At 67.9% G+C, this 20,358-nt stretch carries 20 protein-coding genes and 2 riboswitches; of the genes, 6 read left to right on the top strand and 14 right to left on the bottom strand.

What is annotated here, in order from left to right; genetic code table 11:
• Nucleotides 1-244: 244 nt before the first annotated feature.
• The 8 genes from glyA to SK803_RS30280 form a co-directional block, all read right to left on the bottom strand.
• Nucleotides 245-1,510 carry a serine hydroxymethyltransferase gene (gene glyA, locus SK803_RS30315; protein ID WP_319969554.1) on the bottom strand — a complete coding sequence of 422 codons (1,266 nt, stop codon included), beginning with the start codon at nucleotides 1,508-1,510 and terminating at the stop codon, nucleotides 245-247.
• A gap of 13 nt (nucleotides 1,511-1,523) precedes the next feature.
• On the bottom strand, nucleotides 1,524-2,618 hold the full coding sequence (gene gcvT, locus SK803_RS30310; RefSeq protein WP_319969553.1) for a glycine cleavage system aminomethyltransferase GcvT: 1,095 nt from the start codon (nucleotides 2,616-2,618) through the stop codon (nucleotides 1,524-1,526).
• Nucleotides 2,619-2,717: 99 nt separating this feature from the next.
• A riboswitch (glycine riboswitch) is annotated at nucleotides 2,718-2,808 on the bottom strand.
• Nucleotide 2,809: 1 nt separating this feature from the next.
• Nucleotides 2,810-2,900: riboswitch (glycine riboswitch) on the bottom strand.
• 45 nt (nucleotides 2,901-2,945) lie between these two features.
• Entirely contained in the window at nucleotides 2,946-3,248 is a 303-nt protein-coding gene (locus SK803_RS30305; protein ID WP_319969552.1) for a DUF3817 domain-containing protein, read from the bottom strand.
• Nucleotides 3,249-3,262: 14 nt separating this feature from the next.
• The gene (locus tag SK803_RS30300; RefSeq protein ID WP_319969551.1) at nucleotides 3,263-3,643 is read right to left on the bottom strand and encodes a hypothetical protein; all 381 of its coding nucleotides are present in this window, start codon (nucleotides 3,641-3,643) and stop codon (nucleotides 3,263-3,265) included.
• 54 nt (nucleotides 3,644-3,697) lie between these two features.
• Nucleotides 3,698-4,192 carry a helix-turn-helix transcriptional regulator gene (locus SK803_RS30295; RefSeq protein WP_319969549.1) on the bottom strand — a complete coding sequence of 165 codons (495 nt, stop codon included), beginning with the start codon at nucleotides 4,190-4,192 and terminating at the stop codon, nucleotides 3,698-3,700.
• A gap of 164 nt (nucleotides 4,193-4,356) precedes the next feature.
• Nucleotides 4,357-4,536 (bottom strand): hypothetical protein, encoded by a 180-nt coding sequence (locus tag SK803_RS30290; protein WP_406601601.1) that lies wholly within the window; start codon nucleotides 4,534-4,536, stop codon nucleotides 4,357-4,359.
• A 337-nt stretch (nucleotides 4,537-4,873) separates the two neighbouring features.
• The gene (locus SK803_RS30285; RefSeq protein ID WP_319969547.1) at nucleotides 4,874-5,998 is read right to left on the bottom strand and encodes a CaiB/BaiF CoA transferase family protein; all 1,125 of its coding nucleotides are present in this window, start codon (nucleotides 5,996-5,998) and stop codon (nucleotides 4,874-4,876) included.
• Nucleotides 5,995-7,131, bottom strand: coding sequence for an acyl-CoA dehydrogenase family protein (locus SK803_RS30280; protein ID WP_319969546.1), 1,137 nt, complete (start codon nucleotides 7,129-7,131; stop codon nucleotides 5,995-5,997). Before SK803_RS30280 ends, SK803_RS30285 begins: the two co-directional genes overlap by 4 nt.
• Nucleotides 7,132-7,236: 105 nt before the next feature.
• On the opposite strand from SK803_RS30280, the gene SK803_RS30275 reads away from it, so the two are divergent.
• From SK803_RS30275 to SK803_RS30260, 4 genes are read left to right on the top strand one after another with little or no spacing between them, the layout of a single operon-like run.
• Entirely contained in the window at nucleotides 7,237-7,671 is a 435-nt protein-coding gene (locus tag SK803_RS30275; RefSeq protein WP_319969545.1) for a GNAT family N-acetyltransferase, read from the top strand.
• Nucleotides 7,672-7,727: 56 nt separating this feature from the next.
• On the top strand, nucleotides 7,728-8,930 hold the full coding sequence (locus SK803_RS30270; RefSeq protein WP_319969544.1) for an acetyl-CoA C-acetyltransferase: 1,203 nt from the start codon (nucleotides 7,728-7,730) through the stop codon (nucleotides 8,928-8,930).
• Nucleotide 8,931: 1 nt separating this feature from the next.
• Nucleotides 8,932-10,959: a 3-hydroxyacyl-CoA dehydrogenase NAD-binding domain-containing protein gene (locus SK803_RS30265; RefSeq protein WP_319969543.1), complete on the top strand. Its 2,028-nt coding sequence runs from the start codon at nucleotides 8,932-8,934 to the stop codon at nucleotides 10,957-10,959.
• A gap of 59 nt (nucleotides 10,960-11,018) precedes the next feature.
• Entirely contained in the window at nucleotides 11,019-11,147 is a 129-nt protein-coding gene (locus SK803_RS30260; RefSeq protein ID WP_319969542.1) for a hypothetical protein, read from the top strand.
• A gap of 1 nt (nucleotide 11,148) precedes the next feature.
• Here SK803_RS30260 and SK803_RS30255 read toward each other — a convergent pair whose 3' ends face one another.
• Together SK803_RS30255 and SK803_RS30250 are read right to left on the bottom strand one after the other, a co-directional pair.
• Entirely contained in the window at nucleotides 11,149-12,099 is a 951-nt protein-coding gene (locus SK803_RS30255) for an AraC family transcriptional regulator (protein WP_319969541.1), read from the bottom strand.
• A 216-nt stretch (nucleotides 12,100-12,315) separates the two neighbouring features.
• The gene (locus SK803_RS30250; protein ID WP_319969540.1) at nucleotides 12,316-12,864 is read right to left on the bottom strand and encodes a DM13 domain-containing protein; all 549 of its coding nucleotides are present in this window, start codon (nucleotides 12,862-12,864) and stop codon (nucleotides 12,316-12,318) included.
• Nucleotides 12,865-12,925: 61 nt separating this feature from the next.
• On the opposite strand from SK803_RS30250, the gene SK803_RS30245 reads away from it, so the two are divergent.
• Nucleotides 12,926-13,276 carry a hypothetical protein gene (locus SK803_RS30245; protein WP_319969539.1) on the top strand — a complete coding sequence of 117 codons (351 nt, stop codon included), beginning with the start codon at nucleotides 12,926-12,928 and terminating at the stop codon, nucleotides 13,274-13,276.
• 1,311 nt (nucleotides 13,277-14,587) lie between these two features.
• Here the strand turns inward: SK803_RS30245 and SK803_RS30240 are convergent.
• Entirely contained in the window at nucleotides 14,588-15,613 is a 1,026-nt protein-coding gene (locus SK803_RS30240) for a LacI family DNA-binding transcriptional regulator (RefSeq protein ID WP_319969538.1), read from the bottom strand.
• Nucleotides 15,614-15,691: 78 nt separating this feature from the next.
• Entirely contained in the window at nucleotides 15,692-16,714 is a 1,023-nt protein-coding gene (locus SK803_RS30235; protein ID WP_319969537.1) for a GNAT family N-acetyltransferase, read from the bottom strand.
• A gap of 72 nt (nucleotides 16,715-16,786) precedes the next feature.
• Between SK803_RS30235 and SK803_RS30230 the strand changes: the two genes are divergently transcribed.
• Complete coding sequence (locus SK803_RS30230) at nucleotides 16,787-17,986, top strand: esterase-like activity of phytase family protein (RefSeq protein WP_319969536.1); 1,200 nt, start codon at nucleotides 16,787-16,789, stop codon at nucleotides 17,984-17,986.
• Between the two features lie 103 nt (nucleotides 17,987-18,089).
• On the opposite strand, the gene SK803_RS30225 is transcribed toward SK803_RS30230, so the two are convergent.
• On the bottom strand, nucleotides 18,090-19,496 hold the full coding sequence (locus SK803_RS30225) for a GH1 family beta-glucosidase (RefSeq protein ID WP_319969535.1): 1,407 nt from the start codon (nucleotides 19,494-19,496) through the stop codon (nucleotides 18,090-18,092).
• A 37-nt stretch (nucleotides 19,497-19,533) separates the two neighbouring features.
• Entirely contained in the window at nucleotides 19,534-20,358 is an 825-nt protein-coding gene (locus tag SK803_RS30220; protein ID WP_319969534.1) for a carbohydrate ABC transporter permease, read from the bottom strand.

Here is a 20,358-nt window from a genome sequence, read left to right as displayed (position 1 = left end):
ACCCCTCCCCTCGCGCGGCTCGCTCAGGTGCGCTAGACGGGGGAGCCCACCACCCAAACGCAACCACCTACGCAACGCGCCTCCGCCCAACGCAACGCAACCACCCGCGAAAGTCGCGCCACCCAACACGACCCACACGCTGACGCAGGCGTCCCCCCAAAAGGAAGACCCCCTGAGCCCAAACGCTACTCAGGGGGTCCGACAAGATCAGAAACGCTCAAAACCGCTCAGAACGCCGACTACCTCAGAGCGTCGAGTACAACGGGTGCTTCGCGGCCAGCACCTCAACCCGCCCCCGCAGCTCCTCAACCGCAGCCCCAGGCTTCAACGCCTCCGCAATAACATCAGCAACCTCAGCGAAGTCCACCTCGCCAAACCCGCGAGTAGCCAACGCCGGCGTCCCGATCCGCAGCCCCGAAGTGACCATCGGCGGACGAGGGTCGTTCGGCACAGCGTTGCGGTTCACGGTGATCCCGATCTGGTGCAACACGTCCTCAGCCTGCTTACCGTCCAACTCGGACGAAACCAGGTCCACCAGCACCAGGTGCACGTCAGTGCCCCCAGTCAGCACCTTCACCCCAGCCTCCGCAACATCCGCCTGCGACAGCCGCTCAGCCAGAATCCGCGCCCCTTCAAGGGTGCGACGCTGCCGGTCAGCGAACTCCGGTGAAGCCGCGTGCTTGAACGCCACCGCCTTGGCCGCGATCACGTGCTCCAGCGGACCGCCCTGCTGCCCCGGGAACACCGCCGAGTTGATCTTCTTGGCGATGTCCGCCTCGTTCGACAGGATCACGCCACCACGAGGCCCACCAAGGGTCTTGTGCGTCGTCGTGGTCGTGACGTGCGCGTGCGGCACCGGAGACGGGTGCAGCCCCGCGGCCACGAGCCCGGCGAAGTGCGCCATGTCGACCATCAGGTAGGCGTCGACCGAGTCCGCGATCCGGCGGAACTCGGCGAAGTCCAGCTGACGCGGGTAGGCGGACCACCCGGCGACGATCAGCTTGGGACGGTGCTCCGCGGCCAGGCGCTCGACCTCGGCCATGTCGACGCGGCCGTCATCGTCGGACACGTGGTACGGCACGACGTTGTAGAGCTTGCCGGAGAAGTTGATGCGCATGCCGTGGGTCAGGTGGCCGCCGTGCGCCAGGTCCAGGCCCAGGATCGTGTCGCCCGGCTGGAGCAGCGCGAACATCGCGGCGGCGTTGGCCTGCGCGCCCGAGTGCGGCTGGACGTTGGCGAAGCCGGCGCCGAAGAGCGACTTGATGCGTTCGATGGCCAGGCGCTCGACGACGTCCACGTGCTCGCAGCCGCCGTAGTAGCGGCGGCCGGGGTAGCCCTCGGCGTACTTGTTGGTCAGCACCGAGCCCTGTGCCTGGAGCACCGAGACGGGCGTGAAGTTCTCCGAGGCGATCATCTCGAGGGTGCCCTGCTGGCGCGCCAGCTCGGCGGCAACGGCCTCGGCGACCTCGGGGTCGTACTCCGCGAGGGAGGCGTTGAACTGGTCGGACATCTGGAAGATCTCCCTACTTGGCGCGCTTGTAGAACGGAAGTGCGACGACCTCGACCGGCTGCTTCTTGCCGCGGACGTCGACCAGCAGTGGGGTGCCGGGCTCGGCGCTCGCCCTGGACACGTAGGCCATGGCGACCGAGTAGCCCAGCGTCGGGGACAGGGCGCCCGAGGTGACCTCACCGACGACCTCGTCGCCGTTGAGCACCGCGTAGCCGTGGCGCGGGGCGCGGCGCTCGGGGGTCTTCAGTCCTACCAGTACCGAGTCCACATCGGACTCCGCCACCTTCGCCAGCGCGTCGCGGCCCACGAAGTCGCCCGGCTTCTCGAGCTTCACGACGCGGCCCAGACCGGCGTGATACGGCGTGAGGGAGGTCGTGAGTTCGTTGCCGTACAACGGCATTCCGGCTTCGAGACGCAACGTGTCGCGGCAGCCGAGTCCGCACGGCTTGAGCTCGTGCGACTCACCCGCGGAAAGCAGCGCGGCCCAGACAGCGGGCGCGTCGGCCGGAGCCACGAAGAGCTCGAAGCCCTCCTCGCCCGTGTAACCGGTGCGTGCGAGCAGCGCGTCGACGCCGGCGACGGTGGACGGGTACGAGGCGTAGTACTTGACCGTGGACAGGTCGGTCTCGGTCAGCCCGGACAGGATCTCGACCGACTTCGGGCCCTGGATCGCGATCAGCGCGTAGTCGGTCGACTTGTCCGCGACCTCGACGTCGAAACCGGCGGCGCGCTCGACGAGGGCCTCGGCGACGACGAGGGCGTTGGAGGCGTTCGCGACGACCATGAACTCCTGGTCGCCCAGGCGGTACACGATCAGGTCGTCGATCACGCCGCCGTCGGCCTGGGTGATCATCGTGTAGCGGGCCTTGCCGACGGCCAGCGCGGAGATGTGGCCGACCAGCGCGTAGTCGAGCGCCTCGCCGGCCTGCGGTCCGGTCAGGACGATCTCACCCATGTGCGTGAGATCGAACAGGCCCGCGGTGGTGCGCACGGCGTGGTGCTCGGCGAGCTCGCTGGAGTAGCGCAGCGGCATCCGCCAGCCCGCGAAGTCGGTGAACATCGCGCCGAGCTGCTCGTGCTCGGCGTTCAGAGGCGTGAGGCGGGACATCAGAACGCTCCTCCAGGGTGCGCCGAAGAGCCGGACGCGGCCGGCTGAGGCATCAGAAGAATGACACGGTCCATCGGAGACTCCTCACTAGAGCGAGCCTCCCCCTCTGTCATGAGCCTGAGAGCTTCGCCGCGCGCAGCGCGACTTGCACCGTGGGCGAGGCTGCCGAGCAGCCTGCTTTCCAGAGTTGCCTTCGTCGTGCGGTACCTGTACCTGAGAGATTCCGGGGAGGAGTTGCTCCTTCGGCGCCTCCGCTGAAGGAGGCTCTCCCGCGCGACATCGACGGCCGTGTTCAGTTGTCAGCCCCAGACGCTAGCAGGCCAAACGTCACAGCGGCACGCCCTGCGCAGTCTTCTCGACCACCTTGCGCTCCGCCCAGAACGACAGGAACGGGATGGTGCCGGCGAGCAGCACGAGCGCGGTGCCCTTGATCGACCAGCGCAGCTTCAGCGCCAGGTCGACGGAAAACACCAGGTAGATGGCGTAGAGGAAGCCGTGGATCGGGCCGACGACCTTCATCGCGCCGTCCATGTCCGCGGCGTACTTGAGCACCATCGCCACGACCAGGAGCAGCAGGAAGACTCCGACCACGTAAGCCATGACCCTGAACCGGGTCAACGCACCCTTCATCTGCCCGCCTTCGCTCAACGACCGTCCCGCGCGTTGAGGTTCGCGAGCATGCGGTTGTAGGCCGCGAGCTCCGCGTCTTCTTCGTCGTCGAGGTACTCGACAGGCGCGGGTTTGACGGCGTCAACGGTAGCCACTGGCCTGGGAGCGGCCGCAACCGGCTCGGCTGCGAGATCCGCGTCACGGTTCTGGCGCGCCAAACGGCGGAAACGCCACACCATGAAGGCCGGGAAGAGGCCGAAGAGCGGCCACTGGAGCACGTAGCCGAGGTTCTGGAACGTGCCGCTGGCGGACTCGAAGCGCTGCCACTGCCACCACGCGAGCCCGCAACAGGCGATCAGTGCGACCAGGCAGCCGAGCCCGATCAACACTCGTTGGGGAGTAAGGAGGCCGCGCACGGCCTCCACACTACTTGGATACAGGGCTGCCGCCTCCGACAGCCCGTTCCCTACCTATGCCACGCCGTCCCGGCGCTGCCTCTGCAGACGAGCAACACACCAGGCCGCGGCGGAACCGCGGCGAAGGTGCTGGAGAACCGTCATCGGTCCCAGGCGCCGCCCGAGGTCAGCAGGAGACAGGCCCGCCGCGCGGTAGTCGAGCGCGCGCTGGTCCAACGGGCTGATGCCCGCGTCCCACCACTGCTCGGCCTCTGCGACGTCGCCAACCAGCTGCCAGTAGCTCGCCGCGGCGGCGAGCAGTGCCTCGGGTGCCTCCGGCGCCCGCTTGCGCATCGCGGCCACGTAGGCCGGATCCGCCGAGTCGACCTTGACCAAGCCACGCGACGACCCGCCCCTGCTTCCCCGCTGTGCGGGGATGCCAGGCGCCGAGGGGGGAGCCTCAGCGAGCCATGCGTTCTTGATCCGGTTCACCTCCTGCATCTCTGCGTCATCAGACCGTTCAGCCGCCCACTGCTGCAACAGCTCGTGGACCCCGGAGTCCTCGACCATATGTGCCTCCTCGTCGGTCGGGGATCGGCCATTGCAGCGGAAGGTATTCGGTAGGTCTGACAATCGCCAGACCCTGAATCCCCAGAACACCCGTTACCAGTGCGTGATTGGCCTCTTTCCACCCATCCGGCTCAACGTGGCCGGCCAAGGATCACCCAGGGTCACTAGCTGATCGGGGTTGCCGTCCCGAAGAGGCTCCTGATGAAGGTGATGATCGACTCCGCGCCCTGACGCAGCCAGCCGAGGACCTGCTGCACCGCCGAAGCGGACTGCTCGGGCTGGGTGATCAGGAGGAACAGCACCAGCGCGACGCCCGCCAGCACTAGCACCTTCTTGAGGTTCACAGGTACCTCTCCGTCCATGTCGCTCACCGGTCAGGCGGCGGACCGCCCGTGTCACCCGTCATGGTCCCTCATTCACCCTTGCGATGAACAACGACCACGCCCAACTGGTCCTAGGATCCACCAGCGGCGCACGCCTGCACGACGGCCAATGTCACCCGAATGGCGGCTAAAGAGGGGCCTCAACTGCGCCGATGTCCTGGGCACGAGGTGAACACGGACTCCCTCGCATCCCACAGCTTGGACCAGAGACTGTTGCACCGGGCCTCACCCGGATGCCGGACCACCGACATCACGTTCTGTCACGCCGTCGTGTCTCCATTAATACGCACGCGAGCATTCATCCAATTACTCCTGCCCGCCGCAGTTCCATAATTTGGGCCTCCGCCACACCCATGTCGGCAAGCACTTCCGCGGTGTTCACCCCAGCCGTTACCGGGGGCGCCGGAACCGTCGTCGGGGTCCGGTCGAACCGGGGCGCCGGCGCCGGGTGCAAGGCCCCCTCGACGTCCACGAACGAGGCACGCGCCGCGTTGTACGGATGGCGCGCCGCCTCGGCAGGGGTCAGAACCGGTGCCAGGCACGCGTCCGTGTCCCGCGCGAGGTCCGCCCACTCGTCCCGGGTCCGGGTCTTCACCGCCGCCGCGATGCGTTCCCGCAGCTCAGGCCAGTTGGCCGGGTCGTTGCGCGACGGCGCGTCCTCCAGGCCCAGCACGCCCACCAGGTCGGCGTAGAACTTCTCCTCCAACGCGCCCAGAGCCACGTACCGCCCGTCCGCGGCCTTGTAGACGTCGTAGAACGGCACTCCACCGTCGAGCATGTTCTCGCCGCGCCCGCCCTGCCACATGCCCGCGGACTTCATCCCGTGCAGGAACGTCGTGAGCAGCGCCGCCCCGTCGACCATGGCCGCGTCGACGACCTGGCCACGTCCGGAGCGCTCGCGTTCGTACAAGGCGGCGAGCACGCCCAGGGCCAGCAGCAGCCCTCCCCCGCCGAAGTCGCCGAGGAAGTTCACCGGGAACACCGGCGGCCCACCAGCACGTCCGACGGGGTCCAGGGCACCCGCCACGGCGATGTAGTTGATGTCGTGACCGGCGCGCTGAGCCAGCGGCCCGTCCTGGCCCCAGCCGGTCATGCGTCCATATACAAGGCGCGGGTTGCGAGCGAGGCACTGCGCAGGACCGATGCCCAGCCGCTCGGTCACGCCCGGCCGGAAGCCCTCGACCAGCACGTCCGAGCGTTCGACCAGCCCCAGCACCAGTTCGGCGCCTTCCGGCCTGCGGGTGTCGATGGCGATCGAGCGCCGGTTGCGGGTCAGGAAGTCGCCGGGGACCGTCGGGTGGCTGCCGGGTTTGTGCACCTGGATGACGTCCGCCCCGAGGTCCGCGAGCACCATGCAGCCGAACGGCGCGGGCGCGAGCCCCGCCAGTTCGACGACGCGCAGTCCTGCCAGCGGCCCCGTCACAGGGACCTCGCGATGATTTCCTTCATGATCTCGTTCGTGCCGCCGAAGATCCGCTGCACGCGGGCGTCGGACCAGGCACGTGCGATCGGGTACTCGTTCATGTAGCCGTAGCCGCCGAAGAGCTGCACGCACTCGTCGACGACCTTGCCCAGCCGGTCGCTGGCCCACCACTTGGCCATCGCCGCGGTCGGGATGTCCAGCTCGCCACGCAGATGCTTCTCGATGCACTCGTCGATGAACGCCCTGGTCACGGCCGCCTCGGTGGCGCACTCGGCGAGCTTGAAGCGGGTGTTCTGGAACTTCATCAGCTCCTTGCCGAACGCCGTGCGCTCCTTCACGTACTTCAGCGTCACGTCGACGGCCGCCTCGATGCCCGCGATCGAGCACACGCCGATGATCAGGCGTTCCTGCGGCAGCTGGTGCATGAGCTGGACGAACCCGAGGCCCTCCTGGTCGCCCAGCAGGTTCGCGGCGGGCACCCGGACGTCGTCGAAGAACAGCTCCGCGGTGTCCTGCCCCTTCATGCCGACCTTGTCGAGCACACGGCCGCGCCGGATGTCGTTCTCCACGACGATCAGCGAGATGCCCTGCGCGCCCTGGGCGGGGTCGGTCTTGGCGACCACGATCACCAGGTCGGCGTGCACGCCGTTCGTGATGAACGTCTTCGAGCCGTTGATGACGTACTCGTCGCCGTCCCTGATCGCCTTCGTGCGGATGCCCTGCAGGTCGGAGCCCGCGCCGGGTTCGGTCATCGCGATCGCGCCGACGTACTCGCCGGACGCGAGCTTGGGCAGCCAGCGCTGCTTCTGGTCTTCGGAGCCGTACGAGTTGAGGTAGTGGGCGACGATGCCGCTGTGCACGCTGTTGCCCCACGAGCTGTCGCCCGCGCGTGCCTGCTCCTCCAACAACACGGCCTCGTGTGCGAACGTGCCGCCACCGCCCCCGTACTCCTCGGGGATGCTCAGGCACAGCAGCCCGACGTCACCCGCGCGGCGCCACAGGTCGCGGTCGACCTGCTTCTGCTCGGCGAAGCGTTCCTGGTGCGGCGCGACCTCCTTCTCCATGAACGTGCGGGCGAGCTGGCGCAACTGGTCCAGGTCGCTGTCCATCCACCGCGATCGACGCTCTGCCATGCGTTCACGAAACCACCGGGCGGTGAACCACGCCATGACCGGCGCGCCAGGCCGTCACCCGAAAAACTGAGCGAAATTCCCACCCCGTCAGCCAGACTGCTCTGCATGCAGATCCACCAGGTCACGCCGGACGAGTGGCGGCTGTGGCGGGACATCCGGCTGGAAGCGCTGGCCAGCGACCCGGAGGAGTTCGGCTCGACGCTCGCCCGCGAGGAGGAGTACAGCGAGTTGGACTGGCGGTCCAAGCTGGTCGAGGGCGTGCGGCTGGTGGCTCTCGACGACGAGCCGGTCGGACTCGTGGCGGGCGCGCCGGAGCCGCAGGGCCTCTACCTCTACTCGATGTGGGTGAGTTCGTCGCACCGCGGCCGCGGGCTCGGGGAGGCGCTGGTCCGCGAGGTGCTGGCGTGGGCGGCGGCGGAAGGCTGGAAGCTCGTCCGGCTGCGCGTGTACGACGACAACCTGCCCGCTCGGCGGCTCTACGAGCGGCTCGGGTTCGTCGACGCGTTCGAACCGGAGCACATGGAGTTCGTGGTGAGCTAATCGGTCACCCTTCACGGTCATGGCCAGCTCGAGACAGCGGGCCTAGCGTGGGTGCCATGAGCGAAGCCTTGATCTTCGACGCGGTGCGCACGCCGCGCGGCAAGGGGAAGCGCGGGTCGCTGCACAGCGTCAAGCCCGTCGCTCTCGCCGCCGGGGTGCTGCGCGCGCTGTCCGAACGCAACTCCCTCGACACCTCCGCGGTGGACGACGTCGTGTTCGGCGTGGTGTCACCGCTCGGCGAGCAGGGCGGCGACATCGCCCGCACCGCGGTCCTGGCCGCGGGCTGGGACCAGCGGCCGGCCGGGGTGCAGCTCAACCGGTTCTGCGCGTCCGGCCTCGAGTCGGTGAACCTCGCGGCGGCCAAGGTCGCCTCCGGGTTCGAGGACCTGGTGGTGGCGGGTGGCGTCGAGTCGATGTCGCGCGTGCCGATGGGCTCCGACGGTGGCGCGTGGGCGATCGACCCCGCGACGAACTTCGACCTGTCGTTCGTACCGCAGGGCGTGTCCGCGGACCTGATCGCAACCCTCGAAGGCTTCTCCCGCACGGACGTCGACGCGTGGGCCGCCCGGTCACACGTCCGCGCGTTCGAGGCGCAGAAGGACGGCCGGTTCGAGCGTTCCGTGGTGCCGGTGATCGACCAGAACGGCACGGTGGTGCTCAAGGAGGACGAGACGATCCGTCCCGAGTCCACTGTGGAGTCCCTGGGCCGGTTGAAGCCGAGCTTCCAGTTCCACGGCGACCTCGGTTACGACACCGTGGCGATCGACCGCTACCCCACCGTCGAACGCATCAACCACGTGCACACGCCGGGCAACTCGTCGCAGATCGTCGACGGCGCCGCGGCGATGCTGATCGGGTCGGCGGCAGCGGGGAAGGCTCTCGGACTGACGCCACGCGCCCGGATCGTGTCCGTCGCGGTCGTGGGCACCGAGCCGACGATCATGCTGACCGGACCGGCGCCGTCCGCGCGCAAGGCGCTGGACAAGGCGGGGCTCTCGGTCGAGGACATCGACCTGTTCGAGGTCAACGAGGCGTTCTCGTCGGTCGTGCTGAAGTTCCTGCGGGACATGGACATCCCCGAGGACAAGGTCAACGTCAACGGCGGCGCGATCGCGCTCGGCCACCCCCTCGGCGCGACCGGCTGCATGATCCTCGGCACGCTGCTGGACGAGCTGGAGCGCCGGGACCTGCGCCGCGGCCTGGCCACGTTGTGCGTGGGCGGCGGCATGGGTATCGCGACGATCATCGAGAGGGTCTGAGATGCCTTTCCACTACGACAAGGACTCAGACGGCATCGTCACCCTGACGATGGACATGTCCGGCTCCGCCAACGTGATGAACACCGAGTACCAGGAGCTGATGGGCGACGCCGTCAGCAAGCTCGAGGGTGACGACATCACCGGTGTGATCATCACGTCCGCCAAGAAGACGTTCTTCGCCGGCGGCGACCTGAACGTGCTGATCGCGATCATGCCGGAGAACGCCTCGCAGGCGCTGGAAGGCGTCGAGGAGCTCAAGTCCCAGCTGCGCCGCCTGGAGAAGCTCGGCAAGCCGGTCGTGGCGGCCATCAACGGCTCCGCACTGGGTGGCGGTTTCGAGATCGCACTGGCCTCACACCGCCGGATCGTGTTGAACGACAACAGCATCCGCGTCGGCCTGCCCGAAGCCACGCTGGGCCTGCTGCCCGGTGGCGGTGGCGTGACGCGCATGGTGCGGCTGCTGGGCGTGCAGAAGGCGTTGCCGTTGCTCATGGAGGGCAAGCAGCTGCGGCCGGAACGCGCGCTGCAGGCCGGAATCGTGCACCAGGTCGTGGAGACGCGCGAGGAGCTGATCTCCGAGGCCCGCGCGTGGATCAAGGCGAACCCGGCACCGACGCAGCCGTGGGACGTGCAGGGCGCGGGCGTGCCGGACCTGAAGTTCGGCGACCCCAACAGTTATGGACTGCTCGCCGCGGCGCCCGCCGTGCTGAGCAAGAAGTCGCACGGCGTGTACCCGGCGCCGGAGAAGATCATGGCGACCGCCGTCGAAGGTGCCTACGTCGACTTCGACACGGCGTTGAAGATCGAGGGCCGCTACTTCGTGGAACTGGCCTCCGGTCAGGTTTCCAAGAACATGATCACCGCGTTCTGGTTCAACCTCAACGAGGTCAACGGCCGCGCGTCGTCGACGGGCAAGCGCGTCGCCAAGCTCGGCGTGCTGGGCGCGGGCATGATGGGCGCTGGAATCGCCGAGGTGTCCGCGAAGGCCGGCATCGAGGTCGTCCTGAAGGACGTGACCCTCGAAGCCGCCGAGAAAGGCGCTGGGGGCCTGGAAGGCGTCAAGCCGACCGACTCCGACTCCGACCTCGCGGGCTGCGACCTGATCATCGAGGCGGTGTTCGAGAACCGCGAGCTGAAGAACAAGGTGCTGGGGGCCGCGGAGTCCCAGGCGCTGCCGGACGCGGTGATCGCGTCCAACACCTCGACGCTGCCGATCACCGGGCTCGCCACGGCGGTGCCGGACGCCGAGCGGTTCATCGGCCTGCACTTCTTCTCCCCCGTGCCGAAGATGCGGCTGGTGGAGATCATCCGCGGCGAGAAGACGTCCGAGGAGACGTTGCAGCGGGCGCTCGACTACGTGCGGCAGATCGGGAAGACGCCGATCGTGGTCAACGACTCGCGCGGCTTCTACACCTCGCGGACGTTCGGCACGTACGTCATCGAGGCGATCTCGATGCTGGCCGAAGGCGTCGCACCGGCGTTGATCGAGAACGTCGCGAAGAAGTCCGGCATGGCCGTCGGGCCGTTGGCGGTCTCGGACGAGGTCACGCTGTCGCTGCAACTGAAGATCCACGACCAGACGGTCGCCGACGACCCGTCGCTGGTCTCGGACAGCGCGGCCTACGACCTGATCCGCGAGATGGTGGGCTTGGGGCGCGCCGGAAAGTCCACTGGCGCGGGCTTCTACGAGTACCCCGAGGGCGGCAGGAAGTTCCTGTGGCCGGAGCTGGCGACGCGGTACGTGAAGGCCGACGCCGGAGTGTCCGAACAGGACGTTCGGGACCGGTTGCTGTTCGTGCAGGCACTGGAGACCGTGCGGTGCCTCGATGAAGGTGTGCTGACGTCGGTGGCGGACGCGAACATCGGCTCGATCTTCGGGTTCGGCTTCGCGCCGTGGAGCGGTGGCACGCTGCAGTTCATCAACTCGTACGGCGTGCAGGCGTTCGTCGAGCGCGCGGACTACCTCGCTGACACCTACGGGGAGCGGTTCCGCCCGCCGGTCTCGCTGCGCGAGCGGGACAAGTTCTGACGTTTTAGGACGTTTTGGAGTTCTTGCGGCCGTCCCCAGGGCGGCCGCATTCTCTTTTCATGAAGAAACTGTTCACTGCCGTCGTGTCCGCTGCCGCCGCGATGCTGGCGCTGGCCGGTCCGGCCTCGATCGACACCTTGCTGCCGAGCACCGACACCGTGGCCGTCGGGGACACCTGGGAGTGGTGAGTCAGGCGCGGTAGGAACCTGGCGAAGACCCGGTCCACCGCTTGAAAGCCCGGTGGAAGGCGCTCGCCTCGGAGAACCCGAGGCGCAGCGCCAACTCCTCCACCGACTCCCCGCCCCGCACCAGCGACGCCACCGCCTGGTCGCGCAGCAACTGCTCGCGCACCTCGCGGAACGACGTCCCCTCCGCGGCGAGCCTCCTGCGCAACGTGGGCGCCGACACCCCCAGCTGAGCCGCCACCGCCTCCAGCCCGGTCACCCCGCGCCCGAGCAACCGCCGCACGTGCCCCGCCGTGTCCGCCCCGTGGTCCCGGCGCGACAACAACTCCGCCGGCGAGTGCCGCAGGAACCTCCGCAGCCCCGCCTCGTCCTGCACGACCGGCATGCGCAGGAACTTCGGGTCGAACGCGATCGCGGTGGCCCGCGCGTCGAACTTCAGCGGGCAGCCGAAGATCAGGTGGTACTCGGCCGCGTGCGCCGGTTCGGGATAGGCGAACCCGGCCTCCTGCAACGGGATGCGACGGCCGATCAGCCACGACGAGAAGCGGTGCCACAGCACGAGGAGCGACTCGGTCAGGAAGTGGTCGGGGTCGCCGGGCACGTCCAGTTCGAAACGGCCGTCGTCCAGCGACAGGTGCAGCGGCTCGTCGAAGAGCGCGTAGAAGGCGAGCCCGCGGCGCAGCGCCGACTCGAGGTCCGGGCAGTGCACGGCCAGCAGGCACATCATCGCGAACGTGCCGCGTTTCGACGGCCGGGGACCGAACCCCATGAACTCGTCGTCGAGAACTTCCCAGAGCGTCTGAATGAGCTTCGTGTACTGCGCGGGCGTGACACGCGCACGGTTGTCGGCGAGAAGACTGGCCGGAATACCCGCACCGCCGAGCACGTCAGACGGCGACGGGCACGCGCGGAGTGCCGCGCGCACGTAATGGATCGCCACGGTCCGGGTGTGCACGAACCACAGTAAAACGCCACCGGCGGTGACGCGGCTCCGGGGAGAGTTGGAGTCGCGTCACCGCCGGTGAAGGCCCACCCAGTGAGCCGTACTCCTCGCCAACAGGGCTTCCGCACGCCCATCGGCAAGGGACGATGTTGTGTCCGTTCACATAACGTTATGTGGTCTAGACCAAGAATGTCAATAGTGTGAACAGAGCAAGTCCGCCGCGATGTTTCACGCTTGTTCCAGGGGTGCTACGGCGAAGCCGGCCGAGAAGCGCTGACACCAGATCACCACACTCCGAATGGTCGAAACGTCCACGCCGGCAGGAATCTCGTAGACCTGGTCGCCACGATTTCCCTTCAACTTGCCAAGACTGGTGAATCCCTGACCAAAGGTTTTCTCCGACGCGCTGGACGCATGCGGCGAGAGATATACGTACAGGTCAGGCCCGTCGCTGGTGTCCAGTGCCGCGAACTGGACCGAATGCCCGCCACCAGGCAGTTTGATGAGGCTCGCCTTACCCGTGGTCGCGTGCTCAAGCGACCGCCACTCACCCGACGCCACCTCTTTGGCGGTTTCCGCCGGCTTCTCGACCGGCGCCGGAGCAGTGGCCTGAGCGGTCGTCTCCACGCTCGTCGACACAGGCGCAGGCGGCACGAGCAGCGCGTCGTGCGTTTCGCGGACCGTGAGCAGTCGCCACGGCTGGAACAGGTACAACCCGACCCCGAGCGCGACAACCAGCACGACTGCGACGGGGATCAGGAATCGGCGATGCGGCATACCGAAAATACTGGCCCAAACCGGACCGAAAAGAGCTTACGGAGTTGTTAGGGTCCCTGCCGTGGCGACACAGGCGAGGATCGGCCAGGCCGTGCTCGGCGTCCTGATGATCGGCTGCGCGCTGACCGGCCTGTTCCCCAGACCAGTGCCACTGCTGTTCGCCATCGCAGCAGTAGGCACAGCCAACGCCGCGTTCCCCCTCATGCGCACGTTCGGCTCCGCCCTACTGGGCGGCGTAGCAGCGTCCTCCATCGCCCTCTCCTCGGTCCCGTTCGTCACCTGCTCCTCAGAACGCTTCACCGAGGTGTTCACCTGCTCGGGTGACGCTCCGACGTGGCATCTGACCGGAACCGTGCTGGTGGCAGGCCTTTCCGGGGCCAGTTTGGTACTCGCCCGGATAACAGATCAGTGACGGCGATCACTCAACCGGGGCCATCAAGGAGCCGATAAGGCAAGCAGGTGAGCGTTCTCCTGCGACCGGAGTACCCGGTAATCTGAGCGTGATCGCCCGACTTCCAACCGTGAGCATGTGAGGAGAACTGCTGTGCGCGCACTGTGGGCCGCGGGTGGTTCCGCCGTGCTCGGGTCCGCGTTGCTCGGAGTGCTGGTGGGAATGGCGATCCACGGCGTGGCCGACGACGATCCGCTGAGCAGAACGCCCGAATCCAGCTGGACCACGTCCACCCCGAGATCGACCCAAAGCTCAACCGAAAGCCCCTCCGCCTCCACCAGCGCCCCGTCGAGCAGCCCAAGCAGCTCAACGCCAAGCACCCAACAGCCGAAGAAAACCGCCACCCCACCCCCAGCCGTGACGAACCCGGCCCCGCCCCCACCCCCGCCAGCCGAAACCACGACGCCCCCAACGTCATCCGGCTGGCCGTGCAGCCCCCTCAACCCGCTGCCGCCACCCACCTGCAAAAACCTGGGCTGACCAGCCCAAACGCAGGCTCACGCAGGGGTACCCCCTCGATTTCAGTCCCCCGCGACCCAACTTACTCAGCAGGTCTGACACTCCCGCGAGGCTCATCGCCGCGCAAAGCGCGGGCAGCGCAGCCCGCAAGGCTAATGGCAACGCCAGGCAGACCCCGAGGCTGATCACACGACGACAGAGCCGGGGACGGGCGGACCGCGTTGGACGCACGTGGGCAACGCCGGGCCGGGCGGACCACGTTGAACGCAGGTAGGCAACACCGGGCCGGGCAGACCACAAGGTTGACCGCTGAACGGCAAAGCGAGGGCCGGACTCCAACCGCAAGGTCGATCGCACGCGCACGACGGCATCAGGACCGACCTCAAGGGCTGATCGCACAACTGCAACGCAGGCGGGAGTCAACTCCCACGCCGATGCCGCAGGCGAGGCGACCCAAAGGCGAAGCCGAGGCGTCCTTAACGCTTGAAACAGCGCTCCGGGCGGGTCCCCGTCACGAGTCGTGCCTCAGCTCTTGCTGCACCCGAGGAGGGATGTCAAACGGACACGCTTTTCGTCCGTTTGACATCCCTCCTCGGGTGTGGCGCGCTCTGGTACGGCTTGTGACGGGGACCCGCCCGGACCGCACCACCTACGCAACGCAACTCCGCCCAAAGCAACAGGCGTGCCATCAACCCGCCCGTGGCGTGGTACCCCCTGATCAGATTGGCAGGGGTCTGGGAGACGGAGTCCCCCAGGGAAAGCACGCAAGGCGAACTCGCCGCCCGCAAGGTGACCAAATACGGACCAGGCGCGTCAGGCCGACTCGCGCCGCACCAACACCGTAGGCAACATCTGCTGCTTCCTCTTCACAGTCTCATCCCGAAGCAGCTTCATCAGATGCTCAACCATGTGCTTGACCTGCTCATCAGAATCCTGCCGCACCGAAGTCAACGGCGGCGCCGTGTGCTCAGCAATGGCCACATGGTCGTCAAACCCGACCACAGCAACATCCTCAGGCACCCGCCGCCCAGCCTCGTGCAACGACTCCAGCGCCCCAGCCGCCATCAAGTCAGACGCAACAAACACCGCGTCCAACGACGGCATCCGAGACAACAGCACCGACATGGCCTTGCGCCCACCCTCGCGAGTGAACCCACCGTCCTCAGTCAGCCGAGCAACCCCCTTGTCGTCCAACGACAAAGCGGCCTTGAACCCGTTCAACCGGTCAATGGCGGACATCTCGTCCAACGGCCCGGAAACGTGCACGATCTTCTTGCGCCCGAGCGACTTCAAATGCTCGGTGGCGAGCACAGCGCCGCCCTCGTTGTCGTTGTCCACGAGGTGCATCCCCCGCAGCGGACCCCAGGGCTTACCGGCGTAGACGACCGGCAGCGGGAGCTTCTTCACGATCGACACGAGTTCGTCGTTGCGGTGCGGCGCGAACACCAGGGCGCCGTCGACGTGGCCGCCGGCCAAGAAGCGGTGTGCGCGCGCCTGGTCGTCTGGTGAGTGCACCAGCATCAGGACCATCTGCACGTCGACGTCGGCCAGTGCACGGGCGCCTGCGCGGATCAGGCGGGCGAAGTGCGGGTCGTCGAAGATCTTGGGCTCGGGCTCGGAGAACACCACCGCCACGGCGCCGGTTCGGCGGGTCACGAGGGCGCGTGCGGCGCGGTTCGGCTGGTAGCCCAGGGCCGACACGGCGGCGTTCACGGCCTCCAGTGCCTCGGGGCTGACGCGCGGCGACGCGTTCAGCACTCGTGACGCCGTGGCGCGGCTGACCCCAGCCCTCGCGGCCACGTCCTCCAACGTCGGACGCGCGTGGTTGGACACGAGCACCACCACTCCTCGATGAAAACCTTTGAGTCGCTGGTCAGCTTAGCCGCAAGCGATCTCCGAGGAGGGTTTCCGCGCTGTTCATCGTGTTTTTTCAGCACCGACCGTTGCAATTGGCGTCTTCAGAGCGCGGCCGCGGGGTGCGATTGAAACGCGGAGCAGGCCGTCCTCCCGGCGTGTCGTGGCTTCCAGACCGGCCCTCGCGGCCGTCCGCACCAGAGCGCTTTCCGACGGCAGGCACCACGCCACGAGTTCGGTGTACCCGGCGGCGCGGGCGTCCGAGGCCAGTGCGCCGAGCAGGGCCGCGCCCACGCCTCGGCGTTGCCAGGCGTCCTCCACCAGCAGCGAGATCTCGGCGCAGTCCGGTGTGCCGGTGTGGATGAGCTGGCCCAGCGCCACCGTCTGGTCCGCGCACTGGACGAGGATCGTGGTGCCGCGCGGCGGGTTGAGCAGCCGGTGCAGCCAGCGGCGGGGCACGGTGCGCATGCCGGAGTGGTACCGGTTGAACATCGTCCTCATGGAACAACGGGTGTGCAGGTCGGCTACGGCGTCCTCGTCCGCGTTGGTGCCGGGGCGCAGAACCAGTGCTACGCCGTCATCGCTGAGCATGCCGCGCACTGCAGGCGTCGGTGCGGCCAGGAGGTCGAGCAACGCGTGCGCGCGGGTGAGTTCGACCTGGGTGAACCTGGCCCAGCCGCGCCGGGCCACCATGTCTCCCAGCTGGACCTGGCCGTCCCCCGCTTCGCCGTAGGTCACCGAGTCGGCGGCCAGCACCTGGCGCAGCGCCTCCGCGGTCCGGTCCGGATCTGACAGCGCCAGCTTGGCGGCACGCAGCACCGCCGTCGGTTCGTCGAGCAGTTCCTTCATGTCGGCCCCGGTGATCCCCACGCACTTGCCGCCCTCGCTGCGCACGGCCTCGACGAGGTCGGCGGGGAGCACGCCCTCGCCCGCCCGCACGACGATCTCGTCGAGCACTCCGCCTGGGACGGGGATCACGTGCAGCGCGAGGACGTTGCAGTCGGCCGCGGCGAGCCTGACGGTGACGCGGGCGAGCGCGCCGGGGCTGTCGCTGAGTTCGATGCGCATGCGCCAAGTCGTGGTCATGACGTCAAGAGTTCACGGAACTTGTTGCCGCGACGCGAACCACGGGTAAATCGATCGACATAGGGTCGCGGCATGAGGAGAACATTGGCCGCAGGCCTCACCCTGCTCACCGTCACCGCGCTGGCCACGCCCACCGCCGCCGCTCCGGAAGCGAACCGTCACGGCGCTCCCAAGCAGGCGTCGCTGACCAATTTCGCCTCGCTGCCCGCCGAGACCTACGTCCCGGGAAGCGAGCCGAGCGGATCGGCCCTCGGCACCACCCCGGTCAACGGTGTCACCCCGCCGTTCGCCGACCAGCCCGTCCAGGGCTTCAGCGGTGTCCTGCGCAACAGCGACGGCACCTACGACGTGCTGTCCGACAACGGCTACGGCACCAAGGCCAACAGCGCGGACTTCAACCTGCGCATCCACCGCATCGCGCCGGACTTCAGGTCGGGCAACGTGGACGTGCTCGGCGGCATCACGCTGACCGACCCCAACGGCCACATCAAGACCCCGCTGACCCGCGCCGACCGCGTGCTGACCGGCGCCGACCTCGACGTCGAGTCGTTCACCAGGGGCTCGGACGGCAGCTACTGGATGGGTGACGAGTTCGGCCCGTACCTGCTGCACTTCGACCGCGCGGGACGTCTCCTCGCCGCGCCGGTCCCGCTGCCGGGCGTGCGCGCTCCCGAGAACCCCGCCGGCAACCCGAACATCGGTGGCAGCAAGGGCTTCGAGGGCATCACGCTGTCCCCCGACGGCAAGACGATCAACGCGCTGCTGGAGGGCACCGTCGCCGGTGACACCCCGGGAACGCTGCGCCTCAACGAGTTCGACATCGCGTCCAACTCGTTCACCGGCAAGAAGTGGGTCTACCAGCTGGAGAACCCGAACTTCGCCATCGGTGACGCGATCGCGGTCGACGGCAACCGCCTGCTGATCATCGAACGGGACGGCGCGCAGGGCGTCGACGCGCTGGTCAAGCGCGTCTACCTGGCAGACAAGCGCGACCGGGACAAGGACGGCAAGCTCGACAAGACGCTCGTCGCCGACCTGCTGAACCTGGCGAACCCCAAGCACGTCGGTGGCCAGGCAGACCCGTTCCGTTTCCCGTTCGTCACGATCGAGGACGTCACGATCCTCGACGACCGCACGATCGCGGTGCTCAACGACAACAACTTCCCGTCGTCGTCGGGCCGCACCCCCGGCAAGCCGGACAACAACGAGTTCATCACCATCAGGCTCGCCGAGAACCTGCACGCCGACCCACGCGTGCTGCGACGCCGTTAACCAGGCCGGAAACAAGAGAGCGCTCTCACCCGCGGACAGAAGTATCCGCTGGTGAGAGCGCCAAGGCCCCCTCGGCCCGACTGTGTGCCAGCCAGAAGTTGAACTAAATCGCGTAGCCGTGCGCGGGAAGCCCGTTCTGCCCGATGATCCGGGACAACGTGGCCGCGCTTTCCTTGACCGTGCGCCGCTGCGTCTCGAAGTCGACGTGCACGATCCCGAACCGCTGCGAGTACCCGGCCGCCCACTCGAAGTTGTCGAGCAGCGACCACGCCAGGTAACCCCGGACGTCGGCGCCTTCGGAGATCGCCCGGTGCACCGCGCGCACGTGGTCCACCAGGTACTTCGTCCGCTCGACGTCGACCACGCGGCCCATCTCGTCCACGACGTCGGGGAACGCCGACCCGTTCTCCGTGACCACCAGCGGCACCCCGCCGGCGTCGCGCGACAACCTCACCAGCAGCTCGGTGAACGCGTCGGCGTTCTGCTCCCACCCGAACCCGGTCAGCTCGCCCTGCGGCGGCTGCAACGCCACACCGCGCAGGCCCGCGTGCGGTCCGGCCGGCACGAAGTCGGGGTCGGCGGGCGCGACGCGGGTGGGGTTGTAGTAGTTCACGCCGATCCAGTCGACCGGGGTCGCGATGGTCTCCATGTCACCGTCGCGGACCACGTTCGTCCAGTCGCCCAGCCACGTCGTGTCCTGCAGGACGTCGAGCGGGTAGCCGCGGCCGCAGATCGGGTCGAACAGGATGCGGTTCTGCAGCCCGTCGACCTTGCGAACGGCCTCCGCGTCATCGCCCCAGACGGTGCTGAAGTTCAGCACGATCGACAGCCGGTGCGACTCCGGTGCCTGCGCGCGCAACGCCTGCGTGGCGAGCCCGTGGGCCAGCAGCAGGTGGTGCGCGGCTTCCAGGGACGCCACCGCGTCGGTGATGCCCGGCGCGTGGATTCCGTTGCCGTAGCCCAGGAACGCCGACACCCACGGCTCGTTCAGCGTCGTCCAGGCCTCCACCCGGTCGCCGAGCCGTTCATGCACGAGGGCGGCATAATCGGCGAAGCGGTAGGCGGTGTCGCGGTTGCGCCAGCCGCCGAAGTCCTCCAGGACCTGCGGCAGGTCCCAGTGGTACAGCGTGACCAGCGGCTGGATGTTCTTCTCCAGCAACGAGTCCACCAGCCGGTCGTAGAACGCGAGACCGCGCTCCTCCACCGGCCCGCTGCCGCTGGGCTGGATCCGTGGCCACGCGACGGAGAACCGGTACGAGGCCAGCCCGAGCGAGGACATCAGGTCCACATCGGACTGGTACCGGTGGTAGTGGTCGCAGGCCGGGTCACCCGTGTCGCCGGCCAGCACCTTGCCTGGCGTCGCGGCGAACGTGTCCCAGATCGAGGCGCCACGACCGTCCGCGGTGGTCGCGCCTTCGATCTGGAACGCCGCGGTCGCCGCTCCCCACAGGAAGTCCGGCGGGAAGGTCAGCACCTCCTGCGCGACCTCCACGTCCGAGTCGGTCGTCATACGTTCACTTCCCTTGTGGCTTGATCCCTGCGGTGGTTCATCCCTTTAGGGCGCCCTGCATGATGCCGCCGACGATCTGACGGGACAGCAGGATGAAGATCGCGATCACCGGCAGCACCGCGATGGAGGCGCCGGCGAGCATCAACGAGTAGTCGGTGTAGTACCCGCTGGCCAGCGTCGACAGGGCCACCTGGACCGTCGGGCTGTCGTTGGGGTCGAGCACGATCAACGGCCAGAAGAAGTCGTTCCACGCCGTCATGAACGTGAACATGCCGAGCACCGCCGCCTGCGACCGCACGGCGGGGAAACCGACGTGCCAGAACGTCCGCAGCACCGAGCAGCCGTCGACGCGGGCAGCCTCGATCAGCTCGTGCGGAACCGTCTCCTCGGACGCCTGACGCATCCAGAACACCGCGAACGACCCGATCAGCACCGGCACGATGACCGCCTGCAGCGTGCCGTACCAGTCGAGGTCGGACATCAGCATGTACAGCGGGATCACGCCGAGCTGCGTCGGCACCATCGCGGTGCCGAGCACGACCAGGAAGAGCGAGTCGCGCCCCTTGAACCGCAGCCGCGCGAACGCGAAGCCCGCGAGCGTGCCCAGCACGACGTTCGAGATCGCCACGGTCGAGGCCACGATGAACGAGTTCTGCATGGCGAGCCAGAAGTCCACGGTGTCGAAGACGCGGGAGATGTTCTCGACCAGGTTCCCGCCGGGAATCAGCGGTGGCACCTTCTCGCCGAGAACGGAGTTGTCCTTCGACGCCACGATGAACGAGTAGTACAGCGGGAAGACCGAGGCCACCAGGACGGCGACCAGGAACCCGTAGAGCATGGGGCCTGCCTTGGCGTTCTTCAT

The organism is Lentzea miocenica, from assembly GCF_033949945.1.
GTDB lineage: Bacteria > Actinomycetota > Actinomycetes > Mycobacteriales > Pseudonocardiaceae > Lentzea > Lentzea miocenica.
Note: the sequence above shows the minus strand (reverse complement) of the source record. Positions and strands in the feature narration are given on the sequence as shown.

What these genes read in the sequence shown, in the direction of transcription:
- glyA (WP_319969554.1), bottom strand. Translation starts at nt 1,510, where the DNA reads ATGTCCGACCAGTTCAACGCCTCCCTCGCGGAGTACGACCCCGAGGTC.
- gcvT (WP_319969553.1), bottom strand. Translation starts at nt 2,618, where the DNA reads ATGTCCCGCCTCACGCCTCTGAACGCCGAGCACGAGCAGCTCGGCGCG.
- SK803_RS30305 (WP_319969552.1), bottom strand. Translation starts at nt 3,248, where the DNA reads ATGAAGGGTGCGTTGACCCGGTTCAGGGTCATGGCTTACGTGGTCGGA.
- SK803_RS30295 (WP_319969549.1), bottom strand. Translation starts at nt 4,192, where the DNA reads ATGGTCGAGGACTCCGGGGTCCACGAGCTGTTGCAGCAGTGGGCGGCT.
- SK803_RS30280 (WP_319969546.1), bottom strand. Translation starts at nt 7,131, where the DNA reads ATGGCAGAGCGTCGATCGCGGTGGATGGACAGCGACCTGGACCAGTTG.
- SK803_RS30275 (WP_319969545.1), top strand. Translation starts at nt 7,237, where the DNA reads ATGCAGATCCACCAGGTCACGCCGGACGAGTGGCGGCTGTGGCGGGAC.
- SK803_RS30270 (WP_319969544.1), top strand. Translation starts at nt 7,728, where the DNA reads ATGAGCGAAGCCTTGATCTTCGACGCGGTGCGCACGCCGCGCGGCAAG.
- SK803_RS30265 (WP_319969543.1), top strand. Translation starts at nt 8,932, where the DNA reads ATGCCTTTCCACTACGACAAGGACTCAGACGGCATCGTCACCCTGACG.
- SK803_RS30260 (WP_319969542.1), top strand. Translation starts at nt 11,019, where the DNA reads ATGAAGAAACTGTTCACTGCCGTCGTGTCCGCTGCCGCCGCGATGCTG.
- SK803_RS30250 (WP_319969540.1), bottom strand. Translation starts at nt 12,864, where the DNA reads ATGCCGCATCGCCGATTCCTGATCCCCGTCGCAGTCGTGCTGGTTGTC.
- SK803_RS30235 (WP_319969537.1), bottom strand. Translation starts at nt 16,714, where the DNA reads ATGACCACGACTTGGCGCATGCGCATCGAACTCAGCGACAGCCCCGGC.
- SK803_RS30230 (WP_319969536.1), top strand. Translation starts at nt 16,787, where the DNA reads ATGAGGAGAACATTGGCCGCAGGCCTCACCCTGCTCACCGTCACCGCG.
- SK803_RS30225 (WP_319969535.1), bottom strand. Translation starts at nt 19,496, where the DNA reads ATGACGACCGACTCGGACGTGGAGGTCGCGCAGGAGGTGCTGACCTTC.
- SK803_RS30220 (WP_319969534.1), bottom strand. Translation starts at nt 20,358, where the DNA reads ATGAAGAACGCCAAGGCAGGCCCCATGCTCTACGGGTTCCTGGTCGCC.